Raw genomic sequence first — 18632 nt, 5'->3', positions numbered from 1 at the left:
TGCGTCGACACATGCGCGTGACCATGTTGCTGCCAATATTTCAATGCACTGATGCATTAAAGGCGGGTGAAATTGGAAAATATATAAAAATCAATATATTGAAAATGTGCGGGGAATATTGCGAGTTACTTAACACACTATCCTGTGCAAGAGTCAAGCAGTAATTGCTGTCTGGATGAAAATAAATCGGATTATGGGAGTCCGGAAAAATCGGATTCGAGGTAAACTCGTTATTTGTCGTGGAACAGCGTTGCCGCAGTGTATTGCCTGGCATGGGTGAAGGGACGTTTCGTCCATGTCAGGCAATACGTTTCCAACAGCGAGGTCGCAGGTCGGAAGGCGTGCTTATTTCTTGCGTACTGAGCCGGGATTCGTGAAGGGCATGGCCAGCATCTGAAACAGGGAGCGGTATCTGGCGTCACGGAAGATGTTCAGTCCCAGCGGCATGGTTTCGTGGCCGCCGACGGGCTGGTCCTGGTAGGTCGAGAAGAGCCGGTCCCACCAGGGGAAGCTGAAGCCGAAGTTTCTGTTCATTTCCTTGCCGTCGGTGGAGTGGTGGATGCGGTGCATGTCCGGCGTGACCAGCGCCAGGCGCAGGGCTCGGTCCAGGGGGAGGGGCAGGAAGAGGTTGGAGTGGTTGAACATCGCCGCGCTGTTCAGGATGATCTCGAAGGCCAAAACGGCCAGGGGCGGCGGGGCCAGCAGGGCCACCAGGGCGAGCTTGAAGGCCATGGAAATGAGGATTTCCACGGGATGGAAGCGAACCCCGGTGGAAAAGTCGAAGAAGGTGTCCGCATGGTGCATGCGGTGCACCCGCCACAGGGGTCGCCAGGCATGGAAGAGGCGGTGCTGGCCGTACATGGCCAGATCCAGGATGAGGATGCCAAGAACGATTTCCACGGCCAGGGGCAGGCCGAGGGCGGGGAAGATGCCCAGGCCCTGGCCACGGAGCGTGGCAGCCAGGGCCATGGGCACAACGGGAAAGACGAGGCGCGCGAGCACTGTGGACACGGCCACCACGCCGAGGTTGCCCACCCAGCGGCCCATCCTGCCCGGATCGGGGCGTCTGCGCGGCCGGGCGATTTCCAGGCCGGCCATGAGTACGGCCGTCAATACGAAAGCTCCGAGCCTGACTATGTTTTGGAGATCCATGGCGTTTTTCCGGTTCTCTTTTTCAGGACGTCGGATCGGACAGTCCGAGATGCCGACGGATACAGGCTTCAAGCTTGTCCTCGGCAATGTCCGAACCTTCGGTCGCCACCTCGTCACCGACCATCACGGCCGGGGCCAGGGGTAGTTCGAGTTCGAAATACTCGTCGGTCTGGTACGCGGCTCTGGGCTGGGAGGTCACTTCCAGTTCGATTTCGTAGTTTGCGCCCAACCTGGGCAGCATTTCCAGGAAATGTTTTCAGGCGTTGCCGTTGGGTTCGTTCAGGAACAAATGGACCTTGATCATGCGAGTCTCCTGTTTTTTTTGGTTTTTCAACCGTTGGGCAAAACCGTCATGGCGGCGGTCAGCGCGGAAGCGGCTCCGGCGTTCATGACGCGCGCCTCATTCTATTCTTTGTTCACGACGCAGTTTGGCCAGGACGAATTCCGCCCCGGCCCGTGAGAGCCCTGTTTTGTCCGCAATGATGTGCGGGTTGAGAGCTTCCTTGGTTGCGAGCCGGACAACCTCCTCTTCCAGTTCTTCGAGCCAATCCTCGAAGAGACCGAGTACCTCGGGGTGCGCGAGCGCCATCAGCTGCCGCGACTGGGCCACTTTATCCACTAAACTCTGACACATCTTTGTTGGATCGACACCTTCGTCCATGCATTCGGCCAGTCAGAGATGGACCATCCCGACAACCTTGTCCTCGCCGGGTTCTCCGAGCATGCGCTCGATGAATTCACGTCGCTGCTCCTCGTTCAAGAGCGCAAAAAGGCCACGCGCCGCCAGGGCCAAGGAAACGGCAGCCTGTTCCGGCTCCATGCGGTCGAGGAATTTTTCGAGTTCAGACATTGTACTCTCCATGCGATTTTAGAAGCTTGACCTGTCCGCAATGAGCTGTCTGGCCAGGGTGCCGATGGATCGAAGGACGTCAAGTACCTCCGGTCGGCTGATTCCGTAGTGAATGAATGGCCCCCGGCGTTCGACGTCGACCAGCAGGGCGCGTTTCAACTCCTTCAAGTGATGCGAAACAAGCGGCTGGGACAACCCCAGCTCCTCGGCGATCTGCGTGACGGACAGTCTGCCGGTCCCGACATGCATCAGGATGCGCAGCCTGTTCTCATCGGACAGCGCCCGGGCCAGAAAGGCCAGGTCGGCCAGGGATCGTCCCACCCCCTTGAGATCGTCTTCGTGGTCCATGAGCCCTCCGGGCACATTGTAAATAAGCATATAAACAAATATTAATATGTCATTGACCAGACCTCTTCGTCAAGATGGGGATGAAGCTGGAAGATGCCGGAATCCATATGGCCGCGCTGCAAGCCATGAAGCTGATGCGCGAGCTGCCTCGTCATATATGGCGGTTATGTTGGATCTGACGAGTTGATTTGATGTATCCCTCTGTTCAAGCCACTCCCTCATTTCGTTTAGTCTCGTATAATAGATATGTTGTGATCATAAATGGCTGTTAACTTCTTTTGGCATGGATGTTGCCAAGAGCTCGGGAGGCTGGGCCGTGTGCTTTTTATCGCTCAAATGCCCAGTTTCAACATATTGGCGCAGAGTTTCCATTGCAGTTGTTACAGTGAATGCATTTAATTTTAATTAGAATTGGTGATGAGAAGAATATGGACATATAACTACTTCCAGTGAGAGCTGGTTGAAAGGAGAGCTCATATGAATGAAAATATTTGGAAAGGAAATTCTGATTGGTTTAAAAACAAAATTAAAGAGCAGTGGAGCGCAATGGCAAACGATGAAAATGAAGAGTTCGAAGAAAAACTAGAAAAAATGTCTGACCTGTTGCAAGAAGATGATGATTTGAATTATTATGCTGAAGACTACTATACTATTTTTGATTAAATACAAATATTAGTTTAGTATTGACCCCTGGAATAAACAATCGGGAACACACCCTTCATCCTTCCTACAGGTCTGGAATTTACTGATTTCCATGGAGGACCTCCTGCGCCGAAATGAAGGGGGACGCCTCGCCCTTGCGGGGCGTTTTTTTTGGGTGCCTCGTATCGGCGTCCGCCATGTAATGTTGTCGACGCGCCGTGAAATGAGCGATTGGTCCCGTCTGAACAGCGCGACTATTATGGATATCCAAAAAAGAAAATGCTAGCCGACCGGCATGCGAGTCCTCCATCTCATCAGCCAGAAACCGGACTACACGGGTAGCGGGAAATACGTTCAGGAGATGATCCGTCAGGGCCGAAACAGAGGGCATGAGCCGTTTCTCATCGCGGGCGTCTGTGCTGACTTCGCGGTGCCGGAAGATCTGGTGCAGCCGGGCAGGCTCCGGGTCATCCGCTTTGACGGCCATGACCTGGGGTTTCCCGTCATGGGTATGAGCGATGTCATGCCTTACGAAAGCACGGTCTGTTCCTCCCTGACCAGACTGCAGATCATCGAGTACAAGACGGTCTTTTTCAGGGTCATCGGTGCCGCCGTGGTGGATTTCGCGCCCGACGTCATCCATTCCAACCATCTGTGGATGGCCACGGCCGTGGCCCGCGAGGTCGCTCCGCATCTGCCCCTGGTCACTACCTGTCACGGTTCGTGTCTGCGCCAGCACCGCCTGTGTTTGGAACTGGGCGATTCGCTCAAAGAGTCGTTGCGCGGCATCGATCGGGTCATCGCCCTTTTCGAGCAGCAGAAGGCCGACATCGTCGAATTGCTGGGCATTGATCCCGGCAGGGTGGACGTCATCAGCGGCGGATTCAACGAGCTGTGCTTCTATGCCGAGGAGGACGAGCCGGATTCGGATGTCGTGCAGCTTCTCTACGCGGGCAAGCTCGATTCCTCCAAGGGTGTTCCCTGGCTGCTACGAAGCCTCAACAGGATAGAGGCTCCCTGGAACCTCCATCTCGTGGGCGCGGGCAGTGGGCCGGAAAGAGACCTGTGCCTGGAGTTGGCCGCGAGCCATGGCGACCGGGTCACGGTTCATGGCGTGCTCTCCCACGAGAAGTTGGGCGGACTGATGCGCAGATGCGACATTTTCGTGCTGCCGTCGTTTTTCGAGGGCCTTCCCCTGGTCCTGCTGGAGGCCATGGCCTGCGGCTGCCGCATAGTCACCACGGACCTGTCTGGAGCCAGGGGGCTTTTCGCCGAGCCGCATCCGCACATGGTGCGCATGGTGGAACTTCCCCGGCTTGAAACCGTGGACAGGCCGTACACTGCCGACGAGCCGGTACTGGAAGCCCGGCTGGCCAAGGCGCTGGAGATGAGCATCTCGGATGTGATGAACGGGGTGCGGCCCGATGAGGAATACATCCGCAGGATTACGGAGCCGTTCACCTGGGAGAAGATTTTTTTGAGAATCGAGGCCGCCTATAATCGGGCCGTTCAAGAGAGGTAGAACCTCAGAACTGTATGGCGATGGCCTCGATGTCGTTTGTTGCTTGAGTTGAGGTTAGCGTTTAATGTGATGTGTAGATCCATATCATTTAGCCAATTTCAGCATTTATTTTTTTTTTTTTTATATAAGATTATCAAAAATATAATTATACTAATATTTCCTATTACAATAAAAAAAGAATGGTCAAGCAAAAATGGACCGATATAAGCAATGGAATTCATATCTATCCATTCTTTAAAATCAAAATGCGCAGATGCTGGCAGAATTCGTTCCGAAACCATGTTCATTCCAACAGTCAAGGCTATGGCATGATGAAATTGTCGCCCTTGAGATTCGTGCAACCGTTCCCCTCCACCGCCAGTGATGATATATTCCACCCCGCGCAGACGCGTCCGGTTATAGCCATGAAAGTCTGCGGCCATAGCGTAATCTATGTTCAGATCTTCAAAAATTTGCATGAGCTCCTTTTCATCAGCCGTATGGCGTTCCGGGATGTCCGGCGAAACCCATGGCGGGATGTGTTCCTTGCCGTGATGAGGTTGCGGGCCTCCATTATATCCACGCCCAGCACGGCCCGATGGGCGAATATCCCAGCATAAAGCAGAATCAATAGGCCAAGCAAGCCGCCCAACAAGGCCGTCGAACGAAGACAGGGTGCAGACATCAACTCTCCGGACGGGTTCGGGGTGATACTGGAACGGAGTGAGATAGATTTGAATTTTTTTCGCCAATCTCTTTCAAACCATTGCTTTGCCAACGGAGCAGACCTGCCTTGAATGCGTGGCTGGCACCTTGGTAATACGCAATATCGCGCCGCATCAGCGGATCGGCGACACTGTCGCCGGATTCGTCGCTCAGCCCCAGCGCGTCGTCATGGCGTCGCATGCCCTGACGAGGGCTCAAAATCGCAAGGTTCTGACCATCAAACAGACCAAGATGCTGGTAGTTTCCGATCAGCGCCCGTCCTGAAGCAACATCGTCGCGCAATACGTTGCGTCCAAAAAAAGTCGATGTGTAATCCAGATTCAAGAGGCCAAGCAGGGTCGGGGCCAGGTCGATCTGGCTGGCGAGCACCGAAACCTCCTGCGCTTTGAGTAAGTTGGGCGAGAAGATGAACAAGGGAATATGATACTTGGCAACCGGCAGGTCTTCCTTGCCTGCGCTCCCCGCCGTATGGTCGGCGACAAAGACGAAAATCGTTTTTTCAAACCAGGGTCTTCGCCGCGCCTGTTCCATGAATTCTCCGATGGAGTAGTCCGTGTATTTGACAGCGCCTTCCCGGCCATATCCCGAAGGAATGTCGATGCGGCCCTCGGGATAGGTGAAGGGACGGTGATTCGATGTGGTCATGAGCTGGAAGTAAAACGGTTTGCCCACGGCGTGGTCGATGTCCGCCTGCCGCAGCGCCTGGCTGTACAGGTCCTCGTCGCACATGCCCCAGGCGTTTTTGAAAGTTATCTCCTCCTCGGGGACGCTGCTCTGGTCGATGATACGGTATCCGTTGCCGCCGAAGAACGCGTTCATGTTGTCGAAATAGCCGCGTCCGCCGTACAGAAAGACGCTGTCGTAGCCCTGCGCCTCCAGTTGCCTGCCCAGGCTGGCGTATCCGCTTTCCCGGCCGAGGCGTTTGACGATGGATCGTCCCGGGGTCGGAGGCATGGACAGGGTGATGGCCTCCAAGCCTCGGTCCGTACGCGTGCCGGTTGCGTAGAAATTGCTGAAAAACAGGCTATCCTGGCGCAAGCGGTCCAGATTCGGTGTCAAGTTTCGGGAGTCGCCGAAACACCCGAGGTATTTCGCGCTCAAGCTCTCGACCGTGACCAGAATGACGTTGAGCCGTCTGAACGACCCTGAGTTGTCGATGTCGCGGCGGATATCAAGGGGGTCCGCACTCATGAAGCGGGCATTGGGTTCGGCCACTTCCTGGCGGAGCAAACCGCCGAGATCCTCATCGGGCAATGTGGCGTAGAGTTGAGAGTAGTCCAGTTCGTTATTGCGGAACGCTGCGAAAAACTGAAAAGGACCATTGCCTGCAAGTTCGCGCCGTACGGTGTTTCCGTCGCTGGTGAAGTCCTGCCCCACGGCGGCGGTCACGAGCAGACATACTCCGGCGACCGCTGCGAACAGAAGCCCGCGCCCGCGCCGCGACAAGAGGGGTGCCCCGAGAGCCTGATCGACCACCTGGCCCGACACGACAACCCCGACCGCCGAGATTACGACCAGCACCGCCAAAAGGGGATAGACGGGATACGATTCCAATATATTGTTGATGACCTCGGTGGAATAAACAAGATAATCGACGGCGATGAAATTGAAGCGCACCCCAAACTCGTCCCAGAACATCCATTCCGAAACGGCCGTGAAGAGCATGACGAAGAGACTGAACCCGACCAGGCTGCGCAACAGTCTTTGGTGCCATCGGCGTCGCCAGATTGTTGCGGGACAAAGGACAAGATACAAGACCACGGGTAGCGCCGCATAGCTGAGGAAACTCAGATCATGGACCAGACCGAGCCCGAAGATGCTCAGAACACCGAACAAAGTCGTATTGACATCTCCAAAGTGACTTGCCAGCAAGACGAGGCGGGTCAGAAAAAAAATGATCAACCAGGCGCCCAAGATGATGGCCAAACAGCGCACCTGGGCATATCGTGAAAGGGACATGTGCATTCCTCCATGTTGTCGGTCCCCTCTCTACCCGCCAGGACGTGAATCGATTGTCGCGTTGGCGTGAAAAATTCGTGAAACCCCCAAAACAAGGCTCGCCGCATGCGCATCCTGATCGTTGAAGACAATTCCGACATCCTCGCCAACGTGCTCGATTATCTCCAGCTCAAGGGTTACACTGTCGATTGCGCGCAGGATGGGCTCGGAGGTTTGCACCTGGCCGTCACCCACGCCTACGACCTGATCGTGCTGGACGTCATGCTGCCCGGCATCGACGGCTACCAGATCTGCAAGCGGCTGCGCGAGGACGCCAAGCTTGATATTCCGGTCATCATGCTCACTGCCCGCGACACGCTGGACGATCGCATCCAGGGGTTCAACACCGGCACCGACGACTATCTCGTCAAGCCTTTCGCCCTGTCCGAACTCCACGCGCGCATCCAGGCCGTGCTGCGCCGGGCCAAGGGGAGCAGGGTCCATGAGCTGCGGGTCGGCGACCTCGCCTTCGACGTGGAGACCCTCCAGGTGCGACGCGCGGGGCGGACGCTCAGGCCGCATCCCTTCGGGCTGAGGCTTCTGGAGATTCTGATGAAAAAAAGCCCCGCCGTGGTCCGTCGCGAGGAACTGGAGCGGGAGCTTTGGGGGGATAACTGTCCTGATAGCGACAGCCTGCGTAGCCATATTCATCAGTTGCGCCAGGTCGTGGACAAGTCCTTCGACTCGCCGCTGCTGCACACGGTGCATGGCATCGGATACCGTCTGGCGGAGAATACCGATGACCTCTAGGCTTCCCTTCTCCCAGCGCATAGTCACCGCCTTCGTGCTCATGACGGTGCTCGTCAGCGGCTCTTTTTCCCTCGGGATTGTAGGTGTCGTCCATTTTGTCGAAGACCAGCTCATCACAAAGGAGCTGCACGGCAAACTGAGCCTGGTGCTCCATGAGGATATCAAGGCGGGCAGGGCTCCACGGCTCGACGCCCGAACCCGTTTCTTTGCATCGAACTCAGCCGTGCACCCGATCCCGGAACGCTTCGCGGAATTTTCCGAGGGACTCACGGAGATCGAGGATGAGAACGAAGCGGCCTACGTCTATCTGACAGAGATAAACGGGGTTCGATACGTGCTCCTGCAGGAGCAGCAGGAATTCGAGGACCGGGAGGAGATTCTCTTCTCGGTAGTCCTGGCGGGTTTTCTGTTATCCATCGTCTGTGCCTGGGGGCTGGGCGCGATCATGGCCAGGCAGGTTATGGAGCCGGTCGCCCGGCTCGCCGGACAAGTCCGGCACCGCGACCAGCTTGCCACCCGCACGGCCCCTCTGGCCCTGGACTATGCGGATGACGAGATCGGGCACTTGGCGGCCGCCTTCGACAGCACCCTCGGGCAACTCCGGCGGTCCATCGAACGCGAGCGCCTCTTCACCAGCGACGTCAGTCATGAACTGCGTACGCCGCTGATGGTCATCTCGACATCGTGCGAGCTGCTGCTCGAAAACCAGCTGCATGATGGTCAACGCGAGCAGATTAAACGCATCGCTCGGGCTGCACGGGACATGAACGACCTGGTCCGGACATTTCTCATGCTCGCCCGATCAGGCCCGGTCGATGGCACGGAGGCGGAAACGGTCACTTTGGCGGATGTCGCACGGGAACAAGCGGAACTCTGGGAAGCGGCGATCCACGCCAAGGGACTTGATTTTGAACTCATCGACGAGGGGACGGACAAGGCAGGTCACAACCCGACCTTCCTGCGCACGGTAATGGCAAACCTGCTGCGGAACGCGTTGCACTATACGGCCCAGGGCACGGTGCGTCTCGTCCTGGAACATGATGGATTTCGCATCGAGGACACGGGCATGGGGATTCCCGCCCATGAACAGGAACGCATTTTCCAGCCTTTCGTGCGCGGGTCAGCCGCAAGGGGTGAGGGTTTGGGGCTCGGACTGTCGCTGGTGAAGCGCATTTGCGAGCACAATGGCTGGAATATTTCCTCGACGAGCGATCAGGAGACTGGAACGTGTTTCAAGGTTTCGTTCACGCCCTCCCGCGCGGTTGTTTACAGGCAGGCTCTGGAAGACAAGTGACGGCTAGAGATGAATGGCGATGGCTGCGATGTCGTCATGTTTCTTGAAGCGCGGATACCGTTTCATGTCGGGGTCGGCTGCCTCCTGACTGCGCACATGATCGCGCAGACCTTCGAGCCCCAGTTCGCAGGCCATGTCGACAAGGCATGAAAAGTCCTTGTATTTTTTGGGGGCCGGGCAGGGGACATCCAGTCCGTCCGTGAAGATCAGCACGGTCTTTATGTTACGGGCATCTTCCATTCCCGTGCGGAAAAAATCCACCGCCTCTCGCTCCCCGTTCAGCACTCCATAGCTGCGGTTCATGTCCTGCCGGATCGTTTCCACGAGTTTTCGCACCTCTGGGTGATGGCGCCCTTTCTCCCTGATCAGGCTCAAGGTGGGGAAGTCGTGGTCTTCGCGTCTGGTCGCGACCCTGTGGTTACCATCCTGGCCGATGAAGACGACTTGCGAATCCCCTGTCTGGAACCATTCGATGACGCCGTTTCTCAGGCGCACGACGGCGGCACTGGTGCTCCACAGGCCGCACCGTCTGGAAAAATCAACCCCGCAAAGTTCCATCTGCGCCCTGATGGAGTCGTTGGCCAAGGCCCCGAGTCCGGTCAGTGGCTCCGAACCTCCCAGAAACGCCCGGCCCGCGATGGATGACGCCATGGCTCCGCCGCTCCGGCCGTCGCCAAAAAAGGCTCCGTCCAGGCTCGTCGAGCCGTCAAACACGCCAAAGACATCGTGTTCCGAGATCAGATAGTCTTCATTCTGGGCTCCGGAACCCTGCTCAAGAATCTGTTCAACTTTCATACCCATGCGGACACAGTGATCGTTTTCGAATCCGGCTGTCAAAATGAAAAATTCTATGCGTTTGGTGCATTGCAATCGAATCGCTCGATTGATGTCTCAGGCCTCCGGCAATATCCAGCTGTTCCGAGCACTAAAGCGGGGCCGCAGTCCGGTCCCGGTCGTTCATGATGATCCCTGCGCAGACGCGGTCAGCCGGAAGCCAGTGTCTCGGACCACAGCGCCGCGCCTAGGGCTCCGGTCATGTCCGGTTCGTCGGGGATGAACAGGGTTTCGCCGGGCGCGGTGCCTGTCTGCTCGGCAAGCAGGCGGCGCATGCAGGGGTTGTGGGCCACGCCGCCGACGAAGATGAGCGGGAGGACAAGACCCACGCGGCCGAGCATGTTGGCCGTGCGCCGTGCGATGGACAGGTGCAGGCCGAGGGCGATGTTTTCGGGACGTACGCCCTGGGCCATGAGGGACGTGGCCTCGGTCTCGGCGAAGACCGTGCACATGGAATTGATGATGGGCGGCTTGTCGCCGCCAAGGGCGTAATTCCCGAAGTCCTGGACCGGAATCTGGAAGATCTGGGCCGTGTATTCCAGGAATTTTCCCGTGCCTGCCGCGCAGCGATCGTTCATTTCGAATTTGCCGACCCGGCCGCTGGGCAAAAGGGACAGGGCTTTGGTGTCCTGGCCGCCGATGTCGAGCACGGTCCGGCCCGCCGGGAAAAGATGGTGCGCGCCCAGGCCGTGGGCCTTTATTTCGGTGATGGTCTCAACCGGAAAGCCCAGGTCCAGTTCCTGCACCAGCTTGCGCCCGTAGCCCGTGGCCACCGCTAGGTGGGCGTCAAGGCCGCTCAGAAGGTCCATTACCTGCTTAACGGGATTGAAGGTGGTGGGAGCCTGACGCTTTTCCACCACCTTGCCCTGCCGCATGGCCACCACTTCGATGGAGCGGGAGCCGATGTCGATGCCCAGAACCGTCATTTCACGGTTTCCAGGAAGGCTTCGACGCGGGTCTTCAATTGCTCCACATCCTCCATGGAATAGTCCGTCTCCAGGGACATGCTCGGGATGCCGGCCGCAGTCAGCCGCTTCTCCACCTTGATGCCTTCATGGGCGTAGGGCTGGCAGAACATGAGGGCGTACTGGATGACCCCGTCGACTTTCAGGTCCGAGGCCATGGCTTCGACGTTTTCCAGACGCTCGTCATTGGGCGTGAAACAGGCGCAGTCGATTTTCATGTAGCGGTCGGCCAGGGCGTCGAGCATCTCTTCCAGGGTCCCGGCGGACTCGTCCACCAGGTCCCGGGTGTTGCGGGTGCCGATGCACGACTCCTCGCCGACGATGACCGCCCCGGAGCTTTCGATGACATAGGGCAGCTTCCAGTTCGGCACGGCCATGGGACAGCCGGAGAGCATGAGCCGGGGCGCGTCTTTCGGAGCCACGCCTTCGCCGGCCTTGATCCGTTCTTCGAGCTGGTCGCACAGGGTGTTTACGGACGCGGTGAAACGGACCGGATCATCGTAGAAGCTGACCTGATTGATGAGCAGCACGTCGCGGCCGGAGATGGGCGTGGGCACGGCGGCGCGCAGCCTGTTCAGGCGCTGCAGGGCACGTCGGCGGGCGTTGACCGTCTTGATGGCTTCGGCCAGTTTTTCGGCGGTGACTTTCTTGCCGGTCAGGTCCTCAAGCCTGGCCATGTAGCGCAGCATCTCCTCTTTCCACAGGGCGCGGGCGGCGGGGGACTTGGTCTGCGGCACTTCCATGACGAACATGGGCGCGTGCTCGGCAAAGGCCTCATAGGCCTTTTTCTTGCCGTCACAGGTGGTTTCCCCGACGATCAGGTCGCAGGATTCGGTGTAGGGGCACAGCCGGGCCAGTTTGAAGCCGATGAAGGACTTGATCAATGCGCAGGTGTTGCGCGGTACCAGGGTTTCGGCCGCTTCCTTGCCCGCATCGGCTCCTGCGCACAGGCCGACCTGAACGGCGTCCAGGGCCAGGGCCAGCTCTTCGGGCACGAACACGCAGAAAGTGCCGATGATCTTGCGTCCCTGGGCCTTGGCATCCTGCAGTTCCTTGATGCGCAGGCCGTGCACTTCCGAAAGCACGAAATCCAGGTATTCCATTCCTTTGAGCCGTCCCTGCTGGCTCATGTAGATGTCGCCGTAAAATTTTCCGAGCACGCCCAGGAGCCCGTCATGGGCCGCGATGTCCAGATTCAGATTTTCCCACATTTCACGATAAGCTTCCTGCGTCATCATTACCTCCGGAGAATAATTTTTCCTTATATGCTGGAAACATGGAGTGGATGCAAATCGTGATAATTGATGGATTCGCGAATTATGGATCGGATGTTTCTATTGGCGGTCACCGTCGTTACGGGAAAACAGTGCTTGCCGTGCTTCGTAATGGGTCAAACGGAAAAATTGGACCCTTGACAACTTCGAACAAGGAACCAAAAGAAAGTTATCAATCGCTTTCTTTGGAGACATCATGAATCAGGCAGCAAAATATCTCTCGGCGGAGGAAAGGCGGGGCATGGCCGTCAAGGCGGTGCTTGAATTGGCCGCCGTCCAGAATCCGGCGGACATAACGACCACGGCCATTGCGGCGCGCATGGGCTTGTCCCAGGGCGGTATCTTCCGGCATTTTTCCAGTAAAGACGAAATCTGGCGCGCGGTCATGGAGTGGGTTGCCACGGAATTGTATGCGCGTGTTTCAACGGCGGCCCAAACCGCCGCTAGTCCGCTTGCCGCTCTTGAGGCCATGTTCATGGCCCACATCGCCTTTGCCGTTGAATATCCCGGGATTCCGCGTATGCTCTTCGGAGAGCTCCAGAAAACCGAATCCACTCCGGCTAAAATCGTCGTGGCTGCCCTGATCGAGCAGTACGGAAAGCTCCTGGCCGGGACGCTTGCGCAGGGCAAAGCCTGTGGCGAGGTGGACAGCACGATTCCCACGGATGTCGCGGTCTCCCTTTTTGTGGGCGCAGTCCAGGGACTGGTCATCAAGGCGCTCTTGCTTGGCGATATGGAGTGCATGACTCGCGGTGCTGCGCAAACGTTTGCCCTGTTTCGTCGCGCCATAAGGAGATCCTTATGATGAGTCTCATGTCCCGCAAGAAATTTCTGATGCTGGTCATCCTTGGTCTCTTGGCAGGGGCCTTCCTGTATGTGGCGCTGCGTTCCGGGCCGTTGGCTCCCGTTGCGGTGGTCGTGTTCGAGGTCAGGGAGATGCCGGTGGAGCCGTCGCTTTTCGGCATCGGCACGGTGGAGGCACGGTACACGCAGAACATTGGACCGATAGGCTCCGGCCGGGTTCTTGAGATTTTGGTGGATGTGGGGGACCGGGTCGAACCGGGGCAGGTCATTGGTGAAATGGACCCCGTGGACCTTGATGACAGGCTCGACGCCCAGGATGCCGCCATGATGCGCGCCGCTGCGACGGTGCGGGCCGCCGAAGCCCAGGTTTCGGAACTGCGGGCGAAAACAACCTACGCCGAGTCCCAGGCCCGCCGCTTTGACACCCTGGTGCAGAGCGGAGCGGTGAGCAGGGATACCTTCGAGGCAAGCAGACAGGAGTTGCAGGTCGCGCGGAGCGGGCTTGAGGCCGCCCTGGCCACCGTGGCTTCGGCCAAGCACGAATACGACCGCCTCACGTCCGAAGGGGCCGGCATATCTCGCCAGCGGGAGACCGTCAGGCTGGTTTCGCCTGTTGCCGGGCTGGTCACCAGGCGGCTGATCGAGCCCGGCACGACTGCCGTGGCCGGGCAGGCCGTGGTGGAGATCATCGACCCGGATCATATCTGGGTCAATGCCCGCTTCGATCAGCTCCGGGCTTCCGGGCTTGCGGCCGGCTTGCCGGCGCGAGTCGTGCTGCGTTCCCGTTCGTCGGAATCCCTTCGCGCGCACGTGTACCGTGTCGAGCCGGTTGCGGACGCCGTGACTGAGGAACTGCTGGCAAAGGTGACCTTCGAATCCCTGCCAGACCCTCTGCCTGCCATGGGCGAACTGGCCGAGGTGACCGTGGATCTGCCTGCCCTGCCGCCTGCTCCGGCCATTCCCGGCAGCAGCGTGCTGCGGGACAAAGACACGCTTGGAGTCTGGGTTGTTGAAGACGGGAACATCGAATTCGTTCCCGTCGAACTTGGCCAGGGAGATCTGGACGGGCTGGTGCAGGTCCGCAAGGGGCTGAGTGCGGGACAGACCGTCGTCTCGCACAGCGCGTCCACGCTGACGGCCAGAAGCGGCATCACGATTGTGGACCATCTTCCGGGGGTGCCCAAATGATCAGCCTGGCCGGGCGCGATATCCTGCATTCCTGGGGAAAGTTCGTCTTTACCGGGGTGGGGCTTGGCCTGCTCATCGGGGTGACGCTGTCCATGGCCGGGATCTATCGCGGCATGGTCGAGGACGCCAAGGTGCTTCTGGACAACAGCGGGGCGGACTTGTGGGTCGTGCAGCAGGATACCCTGGGTCCTTACGCCGAATCCTCGACCATCCCCGACGATGTCTATCGCTCGATTCTCGGCATGGAGGGCGTTGAGAGGGCTGCGAACGTGACCTATCTGACCATGCAGGTCCGGCACGACGGCGGCGACGTGCGGGCCATGGTCGTCGGCGTGGTTCCGGGTGGGCCCGGAGAGCCGGGACAGCCCATTTTTCTGGTGGCCGGACGCCATATCACCCGAAGCCATTACGAGGCCGTGGCCGATGTCAAAACCGGCTTCAGGCTGGGGCAAGAGATCGTCATCCGCAGAAATGTCTACACGGTGGTCGGGCTGACTCGGCGAACGGTTTCCTCGGGCGGTGACCCCATGGTCTTCATTCCGCTCAAGGACGCCCAGGAGGCGCAGTTTTTGAAAGACAACGACGCCATCGTCCGTTCCCGCCAGCGGGCAGCGCAGAATCCGGCATTCAACCGTCCGATTCCGGGTCTTCTGGACGCCGTCATCGCGTCCCAGTCCACCAACACCAACGTCAACGCCGTGCTGGTCCGCCTTGCTCCCGGCCATGTGCCGGGCGAAGTGGCGAAATCCATTCAGCGCTGGAGCAGGTATCAGGTCTATACGCGGGCGCAGATGGAGGAAATCCTGATCGAAAAGCTCGTGGCCACGTCGGCCCGTCAGATCGGCATGTTTCTGGTCATTCTGTCCGTGGTCAGCGCGGCCATCGTCGCCTTCATCATTTACACGCTGACCATGGGCAAGATCCGGGAGATCGCGGTCCTGAAACTCATCGGCACGCGCAACAGGACCATTGCCGCCATGATCCTGCAACAGGCCCTGGGGCTGGGGCTGATCGGCTTCGTGGTCGGCAAGATCGCGGCCACGCTGTGGGCTCCCATTTTCCCGAAATACGTCCTGCTGCTGCCCGAAGACGCGGCGCGCGGGTTGGTGGCCGTCATGGTCATTTGTGCACTGGCCAGCGTCATGGCAATCCGTGCGGCCCTCAAGGTCGATCCGGCCGAAGCCATTGGAGGGTGATGATGCCTGGAATACTCATCGAAGACGTGCGCAAGCGCTATGGCCAAGGCGACACGGCGGTGGACGCCCTGAAGGGGGTGGACATGGTCGTGGGGCCGGGAGAAGTGGTCGGTCTCATCGGCCCGTCAGGTTCAGGCAAGAGCACGCTGCTCAAGTGCCTGGGAGCGGTCATCGAGCCGAGCGGCGGGAGGATGACGCTGGGGGATGACATCATTTTCGATCAGGGCTGGAAGATTTCCGATTTGCGGGCGCTTCGGCGCGACAAGATTGGGTTTATCTTTCAAGCGCCCTACCTCATTCCTTTTTTGGACGTTACGGACAACGTGGCCTTGCTGCCGATGCTGTCCGGCATGCCGAATTCCAAGGCCAGGGCCTTGGCTCTGGAATTTCTCGAAGCTCTGGACGTCGGGCACAGGGCGGGGGCTATGCCTGCCCAGCTTTCGGGAGGGGAGCAGCAGCGTGTGTCCATTGCCCGCGCCCTCGTCAATCGGCCGCCAGTCATTCTGGCCGACGAGCCGACCGCGCCCCTGGACAGCGAAAGGGCCATGGCCGTGATCCGGATTCTGAACCAGATGGCCAGCCAGTATGAAACCGCGATCATTGTCGTGACCCATGATGAAAAAATCATTCCGACCTTCAAGCGCCTGTACCAGATTCGGGACGGGCGCACCGAGGAACAGGCCGGTGAAGGGCGGTCCGTGGAGTGAACCGGAAAGGAGATGAGATGAACGATCAATGCGGATTTACGGATTTGACTGAAGAGGATGTCCTCGACGCCATGCGTTCCATGCAGGGCTACGTGGACATAACGCCGGGGACGTTTCGGGAGATTTATGCGCTGGCATATGACCTGGCCCTGAAGCGCGTGCGCTCCCTGGGCACGGCCGAGGACATCATGACCGCGCCCGTGCACTGCCTGCAGAAGGGCATGAGCGCCTCGGAAGCCGCAGCGCTCATGGCCGGGCTCGGCATCAGCGGCGCGCCCGTGCTCGACGTGGAGGGCCGGATCTGCGGGGTGGTCTCGGAAAAGGACTATCTGCGCAAGATGGGCCTGCCCGGTACGGCCTCATTCATGACCGTGGTCTCCACCTGCCTGAGCACCCCGGGGTGCATGGTCACGGATGTGCGCAAGCTGCTGGTGGACGACATCATGAGTTCCCCGCCCGTGGTCGCTTCCCGCGAAACGCCGGTGGCCGAGCTTTCGGAGATGCTGGCCAGGCATTCCATCAACCGCCTGCCCATCTGCGACGAAGAGGGCCGCCCTGTCGGCATCGTGACCCGGACCGACCTTGTCGGCTCCATGTGCGGGAGGTAGCCCGTGGACTATTTCAAGAAAATGCGCGGCACGACGCAAAGCCCGCCCCGGGTAGCCCTTTCGGAGGTGCTCTGGTCCTGGACCGGCGCTGTGATCGGCATCGCCCTGGTCGGGCTTCTGCACGCGCGGATGGTGGACCAGGCCGGTCAGGCCCTGCTCATCGGCTCCTTCGGGGCCACGGCGGTCCTTGTCTACGGCGCTATCCGCAGCCCCTTGGCCCAACCAAGAAATGTGCTCGGGGGGCATGTTCTTTCCGCTTTAATTGGTGTATGCGCACAAGAGATTCTTGGCGCGACTCCCTGGCTGGCCGCTGCGGTGGCCGTGGCCACGGCCATCGCGGTCATGCATCTGACCAAGACACTGCACCCTCCGGGCGGGGCCACGGCCTTGATCGCGGTCATCGGCGGGGATTCGGTGCACAGCCTGGGCTACATGTACGCCCTGGTTCCGGCGGGACTGGGGGCGGTGATCCTGCTTCTGGTTGCCCTGGTGGTCAACAACATTCCAAAAGGCAGGCGTTATCCGGAGTTTTGGCTCTAGTTCGGACGCGCCCTGCCGCACTGGCTGAAGCGTAAAACAAGACATCCGCAACACGAAAACAAGGACTCAGCGATGCATACGAAGAAAATAAAAGACGGCGTCTTCTGGATGGGTGCGGTGGATTGGGACAGGCGGCTGTTCGACTCCCTGGTTCCGCTCCCCGACGGGACGACCTACAACGCCTACCTCGTGGAAGGCAGCGAGAAGACCGCGCTCATCGACGCCGTGGACCCCGACATGGTCGACACCCTGCTTGGGCACCTGGATGGAGTGGAAAAACTCGACTATGTCATTTGCCAGCATGCCGAGCAGGATCATTCCGGAACAATAGCCCTGGTACTGGACCTGTACCCCGAGGCCAAGGTCGTCACCAACGCCAAGGCCAAGTCCATGCTCATGGATCTTTTGCTCATCCCCGATGACAAATTCATCGTTGTCGCAGACGGCGAAACCCTCTCCCTTGGCGACAAGACGCTGACCTTCATTCTCACGCCCTGGGTGCACTGGCCGGAAACCATGTCCACCTATCTTGCTGAGGACAAGATCCTGTTCAGTTGCGACTTTTTCGGTTCGCACATCGCCACGAGCGACCTTTTCGTGCGCGACCAGGGCCGGGTGCATGAAGCCGCCAAGCGCTATTTCGGCGAGATCATGATGCCGTTTCGGGCCATCATCGCCAAAAACCTCGAAAAACTCGGCCCCTACGACATCGCCATGATCGCCCCCAGCCACGGCCAGATCTACGACAGTCCCGGCTGGATCGTGGACGCCTACAAGGATTGGGTTTCGGGCACGGCGCACAATCTGGTGGCCTTACCCTTTGTCTCCATGCACGGCAGCACCCGGCTCATGGTCGATCACCTGGCGGCGGCCCTGTCCGAGCGCGAGGTGCGGGTGGAGCTTTTCAATCTCACCGTGACCGACATCGGCAAGCTGGCCATGTCCCTGGTGGATGCGGGCACCATCGTGCTCGGCACCCCCACAGTGCTTGCCGGTCCGCATCCCATGGCCGCCTACGCGGCATTTTTGGCCAATGCCCTGCGTCCCAAGGCCAAATACCTGTCCATCATCGGCTCCTACGGATGGGGCGGCAAGACGGTGGAGACCCTGGCTGGCATGATTCCCAATCTGAAGGTCGAGGTGCTGGAGCCTGTGCTGTGCAAGGGCTTGCCGACGGACGATACCTACGGCGCCCTGGATCGTCTGGCGGATGCCATTGCCGCCAAGCACAAGGAGAGCGGCTTTCAAGGGTAGT

20 protein-coding genes are annotated in these 18632 nt (G+C 59.0%); 11 read left to right on the top strand and 9 right to left on the bottom strand.

What is annotated here, in order from left to right:
* Nucleotides 1–345: 345 nt before the first annotated feature.
* The 4 genes from DBAC_RS09715 to tsoR form a co-directional block, all read right to left on the bottom strand.
* Nucleotides 346–1152: a sterol desaturase family protein gene (locus tag DBAC_RS09715; RefSeq protein ID WP_015774121.1), complete on the bottom strand. Its 807-nt coding sequence runs from the start codon at nucleotides 1150–1152 to the stop codon at nucleotides 346–348.
* Nucleotides 1153–1174: 22 nt separating this feature from the next.
* Nucleotides 1175–1399: an NEPxGxxU motif selenoprotein TsoC gene (gene tsoC / locus DBAC_RS09710; protein ID WP_337833178.1), complete on the bottom strand. Its 225-nt coding sequence runs from the start codon at nucleotides 1397–1399 to the stop codon at nucleotides 1175–1177.
* Between the two features lie 153 nt (nucleotides 1400–1552).
* The gene (gene tsoA / locus DBAC_RS19990; RefSeq protein WP_332113307.1) at nucleotides 1553–2002 is read right to left on the bottom strand and encodes an LULAXC motif selenoprotein TsoA; all 450 of its coding nucleotides are present in this window, start codon (nucleotides 2000–2002) and stop codon (nucleotides 1553–1555) included.
* A gap of 18 nt (nucleotides 2003–2020) precedes the next feature.
* Nucleotides 2021–2350 (bottom strand): ArsR/SmtB-type metalloregulator TsoR, encoded by a 330-nt coding sequence (tsoR, locus tag DBAC_RS09705; RefSeq protein WP_015774116.1) that lies wholly within the window; start codon nucleotides 2348–2350, stop codon nucleotides 2021–2023.
* A 477-nt stretch (nucleotides 2351–2827) separates the two neighbouring features.
* On the opposite strand from tsoR, the gene DBAC_RS09700 reads away from it, so the two are divergent.
* Nucleotides 2828–3013 carry a hypothetical protein gene (locus DBAC_RS09700; protein WP_015774115.1) on the top strand — a complete coding sequence of 62 codons (186 nt, stop codon included), beginning with the start codon at nucleotides 2828–2830 and terminating at the stop codon, nucleotides 3011–3013.
* Nucleotides 3014–3287: 274 nt separating this feature from the next.
* Nucleotides 3288–4514, top strand: coding sequence for a glycosyltransferase family 4 protein (locus DBAC_RS09695; protein ID WP_015774114.1), 1227 nt, complete (start codon nucleotides 3288–3290; stop codon nucleotides 4512–4514).
* A 98-nt stretch (nucleotides 4515–4612) separates the two neighbouring features.
* Here DBAC_RS09695 and DBAC_RS19045 read toward each other — a convergent pair whose 3' ends face one another.
* Both DBAC_RS19045 and DBAC_RS09680 read right to left on the bottom strand, forming a co-directional pair.
* Nucleotides 4613–5245, bottom strand: coding sequence for a hypothetical protein (locus tag DBAC_RS19045; protein ID WP_143890883.1), 633 nt, complete (start codon nucleotides 5243–5245; stop codon nucleotides 4613–4615).
* Complete coding sequence (locus tag DBAC_RS09680) at nucleotides 5178–7178, bottom strand: LTA synthase family protein (RefSeq protein ID WP_015774113.1); 2001 nt, start codon at nucleotides 7176–7178, stop codon at nucleotides 5178–5180. The genes DBAC_RS19045 and DBAC_RS09680 overlap by 68 nt, the downstream gene beginning before the upstream one ends.
* 105 nt (nucleotides 7179–7283) lie before the next feature.
* Between DBAC_RS09680 and DBAC_RS09675 the strand changes: the two genes are divergently transcribed.
* A complete protein-coding gene (locus tag DBAC_RS09675) occupies nucleotides 7284–7967 on the top strand; it encodes a response regulator transcription factor (RefSeq protein ID WP_015774112.1) in 684 nt (227 codons plus the stop codon).
* Nucleotides 7957–9261, top strand: coding sequence for a sensor histidine kinase (locus tag DBAC_RS09670; protein WP_015774111.1), 1305 nt, complete (start codon nucleotides 7957–7959; stop codon nucleotides 9259–9261). The genes DBAC_RS09675 and DBAC_RS09670 overlap by 11 nt, the downstream gene beginning before the upstream one ends.
* Nucleotides 9262–9264: 3 nt before the next feature.
* Here the strand turns inward: DBAC_RS09670 and DBAC_RS09665 are convergent, their stop codons facing one another.
* From DBAC_RS09665 to DBAC_RS09655, 3 genes are all read right to left on the bottom strand, one after another.
* Nucleotides 9265–10062, bottom strand: coding sequence for a protein phosphatase 2C domain-containing protein (locus DBAC_RS09665; RefSeq protein ID WP_143890881.1), 798 nt, complete (start codon nucleotides 10060–10062; stop codon nucleotides 9265–9267).
* 182 nt (nucleotides 10063–10244) lie between these two features.
* Nucleotides 10245–11021 (bottom strand): acyl-CoA dehydratase activase, encoded by a 777-nt coding sequence (locus tag DBAC_RS09660; RefSeq protein ID WP_015774109.1) that lies wholly within the window; start codon nucleotides 11019–11021, stop codon nucleotides 10245–10247.
* The gene (locus DBAC_RS09655) at nucleotides 11018–12295 is read right to left on the bottom strand and encodes a double-cubane-cluster-containing anaerobic reductase (protein WP_015774108.1); all 1278 of its coding nucleotides are present in this window, start codon (nucleotides 12293–12295) and stop codon (nucleotides 11018–11020) included. The genes DBAC_RS09660 and DBAC_RS09655 overlap by 4 nt, the downstream gene beginning before the upstream one ends.
* 235 nt (nucleotides 12296–12530) lie before the next feature.
* On the opposite strand from DBAC_RS09655, the gene DBAC_RS09650 reads away from it, so the two are divergent.
* From DBAC_RS09650 to DBAC_RS09620, 7 genes are all read left to right on the top strand, one after another.
* Entirely contained in the window at nucleotides 12531–13139 is a 609-nt protein-coding gene (locus tag DBAC_RS09650; RefSeq protein ID WP_015774107.1) for a TetR/AcrR family transcriptional regulator, read from the top strand.
* A complete protein-coding gene (locus DBAC_RS09645; protein ID WP_015774106.1) occupies nucleotides 13136–14326 on the top strand; it encodes an efflux RND transporter periplasmic adaptor subunit in 1191 nt (396 codons plus the stop codon). Before DBAC_RS09650 ends, DBAC_RS09645 begins: the two co-directional genes overlap by 4 nt.
* Complete coding sequence (locus tag DBAC_RS09640) at nucleotides 14323–15522, top strand: ABC transporter permease (RefSeq protein ID WP_015774105.1); 1200 nt, start codon at nucleotides 14323–14325, stop codon at nucleotides 15520–15522. The genes DBAC_RS09645 and DBAC_RS09640 overlap by 4 nt, the downstream gene beginning before the upstream one ends.
* Nucleotides 15522–16229 (top strand): ABC transporter ATP-binding protein, encoded by a 708-nt coding sequence (locus DBAC_RS09635; protein ID WP_043810799.1) that lies wholly within the window; start codon nucleotides 15522–15524, stop codon nucleotides 16227–16229. The genes DBAC_RS09640 and DBAC_RS09635 overlap by 1 nt, the downstream gene beginning before the upstream one ends.
* A 17-nt stretch (nucleotides 16230–16246) precedes the next feature.
* Nucleotides 16247–16837 (top strand): CBS domain-containing protein, encoded by a 591-nt coding sequence (locus tag DBAC_RS09630; RefSeq protein WP_015774103.1) that lies wholly within the window; start codon nucleotides 16247–16249, stop codon nucleotides 16835–16837.
* A gap of 3 nt (nucleotides 16838–16840) precedes the next feature.
* Nucleotides 16841–17377 (top strand): HPP family protein, encoded by a 537-nt coding sequence (locus DBAC_RS09625; protein WP_015774102.1) that lies wholly within the window; start codon nucleotides 16841–16843, stop codon nucleotides 17375–17377.
* A gap of 72 nt (nucleotides 17378–17449) precedes the next feature.
* Nucleotides 17450–18631, top strand: a complete 1182-nt coding sequence (locus DBAC_RS09620) for an FprA family A-type flavoprotein (protein ID WP_015774101.1) — start codon at nucleotides 17450–17452, stop codon at nucleotides 18629–18631.
* Nucleotide 18632: the final 1 nt, after the last annotated feature.

Source organism: Desulfomicrobium baculatum DSM 4028 (assembly GCF_000023225.1).
GTDB classification, from domain to species: domain Bacteria; phylum Desulfobacterota; class Desulfovibrionia; order Desulfovibrionales; family Desulfomicrobiaceae; genus Desulfomicrobium; species Desulfomicrobium baculatum.
The sequence above is the reverse complement of the archived record's forward strand: the minus strand, read 5'-3'. Positions and strand labels throughout refer to the sequence as shown.

Bases quoted from the DNA above. Each gene is read 5' to 3' on its own strand.
- DBAC_RS09715 (WP_015774121.1), bottom strand. From the start codon at position 1,152: ATGGATCTCCAAAACATAGTCAGGCTCGGAGCTTTCGTATTGACGGCC.
- tsoR (WP_015774116.1), bottom strand. From the start codon at position 2,350: ATGGACCACGAAGACGATCTCAAGGGGGTGGGACGATCCCTGGCCGAC.
- DBAC_RS09700 (WP_015774115.1), top strand. From the start codon at position 2,828: ATGAATGAAAATATTTGGAAAGGAAATTCTGATTGGTTTAAAAACAAA.
- DBAC_RS09695 (WP_015774114.1), top strand. From the start codon at position 3,288: ATGCGAGTCCTCCATCTCATCAGCCAGAAACCGGACTACACGGGTAGC.
- DBAC_RS09680 (WP_015774113.1), bottom strand. From the start codon at position 7,178: ATGTCCCTTTCACGATATGCCCAGGTGCGCTGTTTGGCCATCATCTTG.
- DBAC_RS09675 (WP_015774112.1), top strand. From the start codon at position 7,284: ATGCGCATCCTGATCGTTGAAGACAATTCCGACATCCTCGCCAACGTG.
- DBAC_RS09670 (WP_015774111.1), top strand. From the start codon at position 7,957: ATGACCTCTAGGCTTCCCTTCTCCCAGCGCATAGTCACCGCCTTCGTG.
- DBAC_RS09665 (WP_143890881.1), bottom strand. From the start codon at position 10,062: ATGGGTATGAAAGTTGAACAGATTCTTGAGCAGGGTTCCGGAGCCCAG.
- DBAC_RS09660 (WP_015774109.1), bottom strand. From the start codon at position 11,021: ATGACGGTTCTGGGCATCGACATCGGCTCCCGCTCCATCGAAGTGGTG.
- DBAC_RS09655 (WP_015774108.1), bottom strand. From the start codon at position 12,295: ATGACGCAGGAAGCTTATCGTGAAATGTGGGAAAATCTGAATCTGGAC.
- DBAC_RS09650 (WP_015774107.1), top strand. From the start codon at position 12,531: ATGAATCAGGCAGCAAAATATCTCTCGGCGGAGGAAAGGCGGGGCATG.
- DBAC_RS09645 (WP_015774106.1), top strand. From the start codon at position 13,136: ATGATGAGTCTCATGTCCCGCAAGAAATTTCTGATGCTGGTCATCCTT.
- DBAC_RS09640 (WP_015774105.1), top strand. From the start codon at position 14,323: ATGATCAGCCTGGCCGGGCGCGATATCCTGCATTCCTGGGGAAAGTTC.
- DBAC_RS09635 (WP_043810799.1), top strand. From the start codon at position 15,522: ATGATGCCTGGAATACTCATCGAAGACGTGCGCAAGCGCTATGGCCAA.
- DBAC_RS09630 (WP_015774103.1), top strand. From the start codon at position 16,247: ATGAACGATCAATGCGGATTTACGGATTTGACTGAAGAGGATGTCCTC.
- DBAC_RS09620 (WP_015774101.1), top strand. From the start codon at position 17,450: ATGCATACGAAGAAAATAAAAGACGGCGTCTTCTGGATGGGTGCGGTG.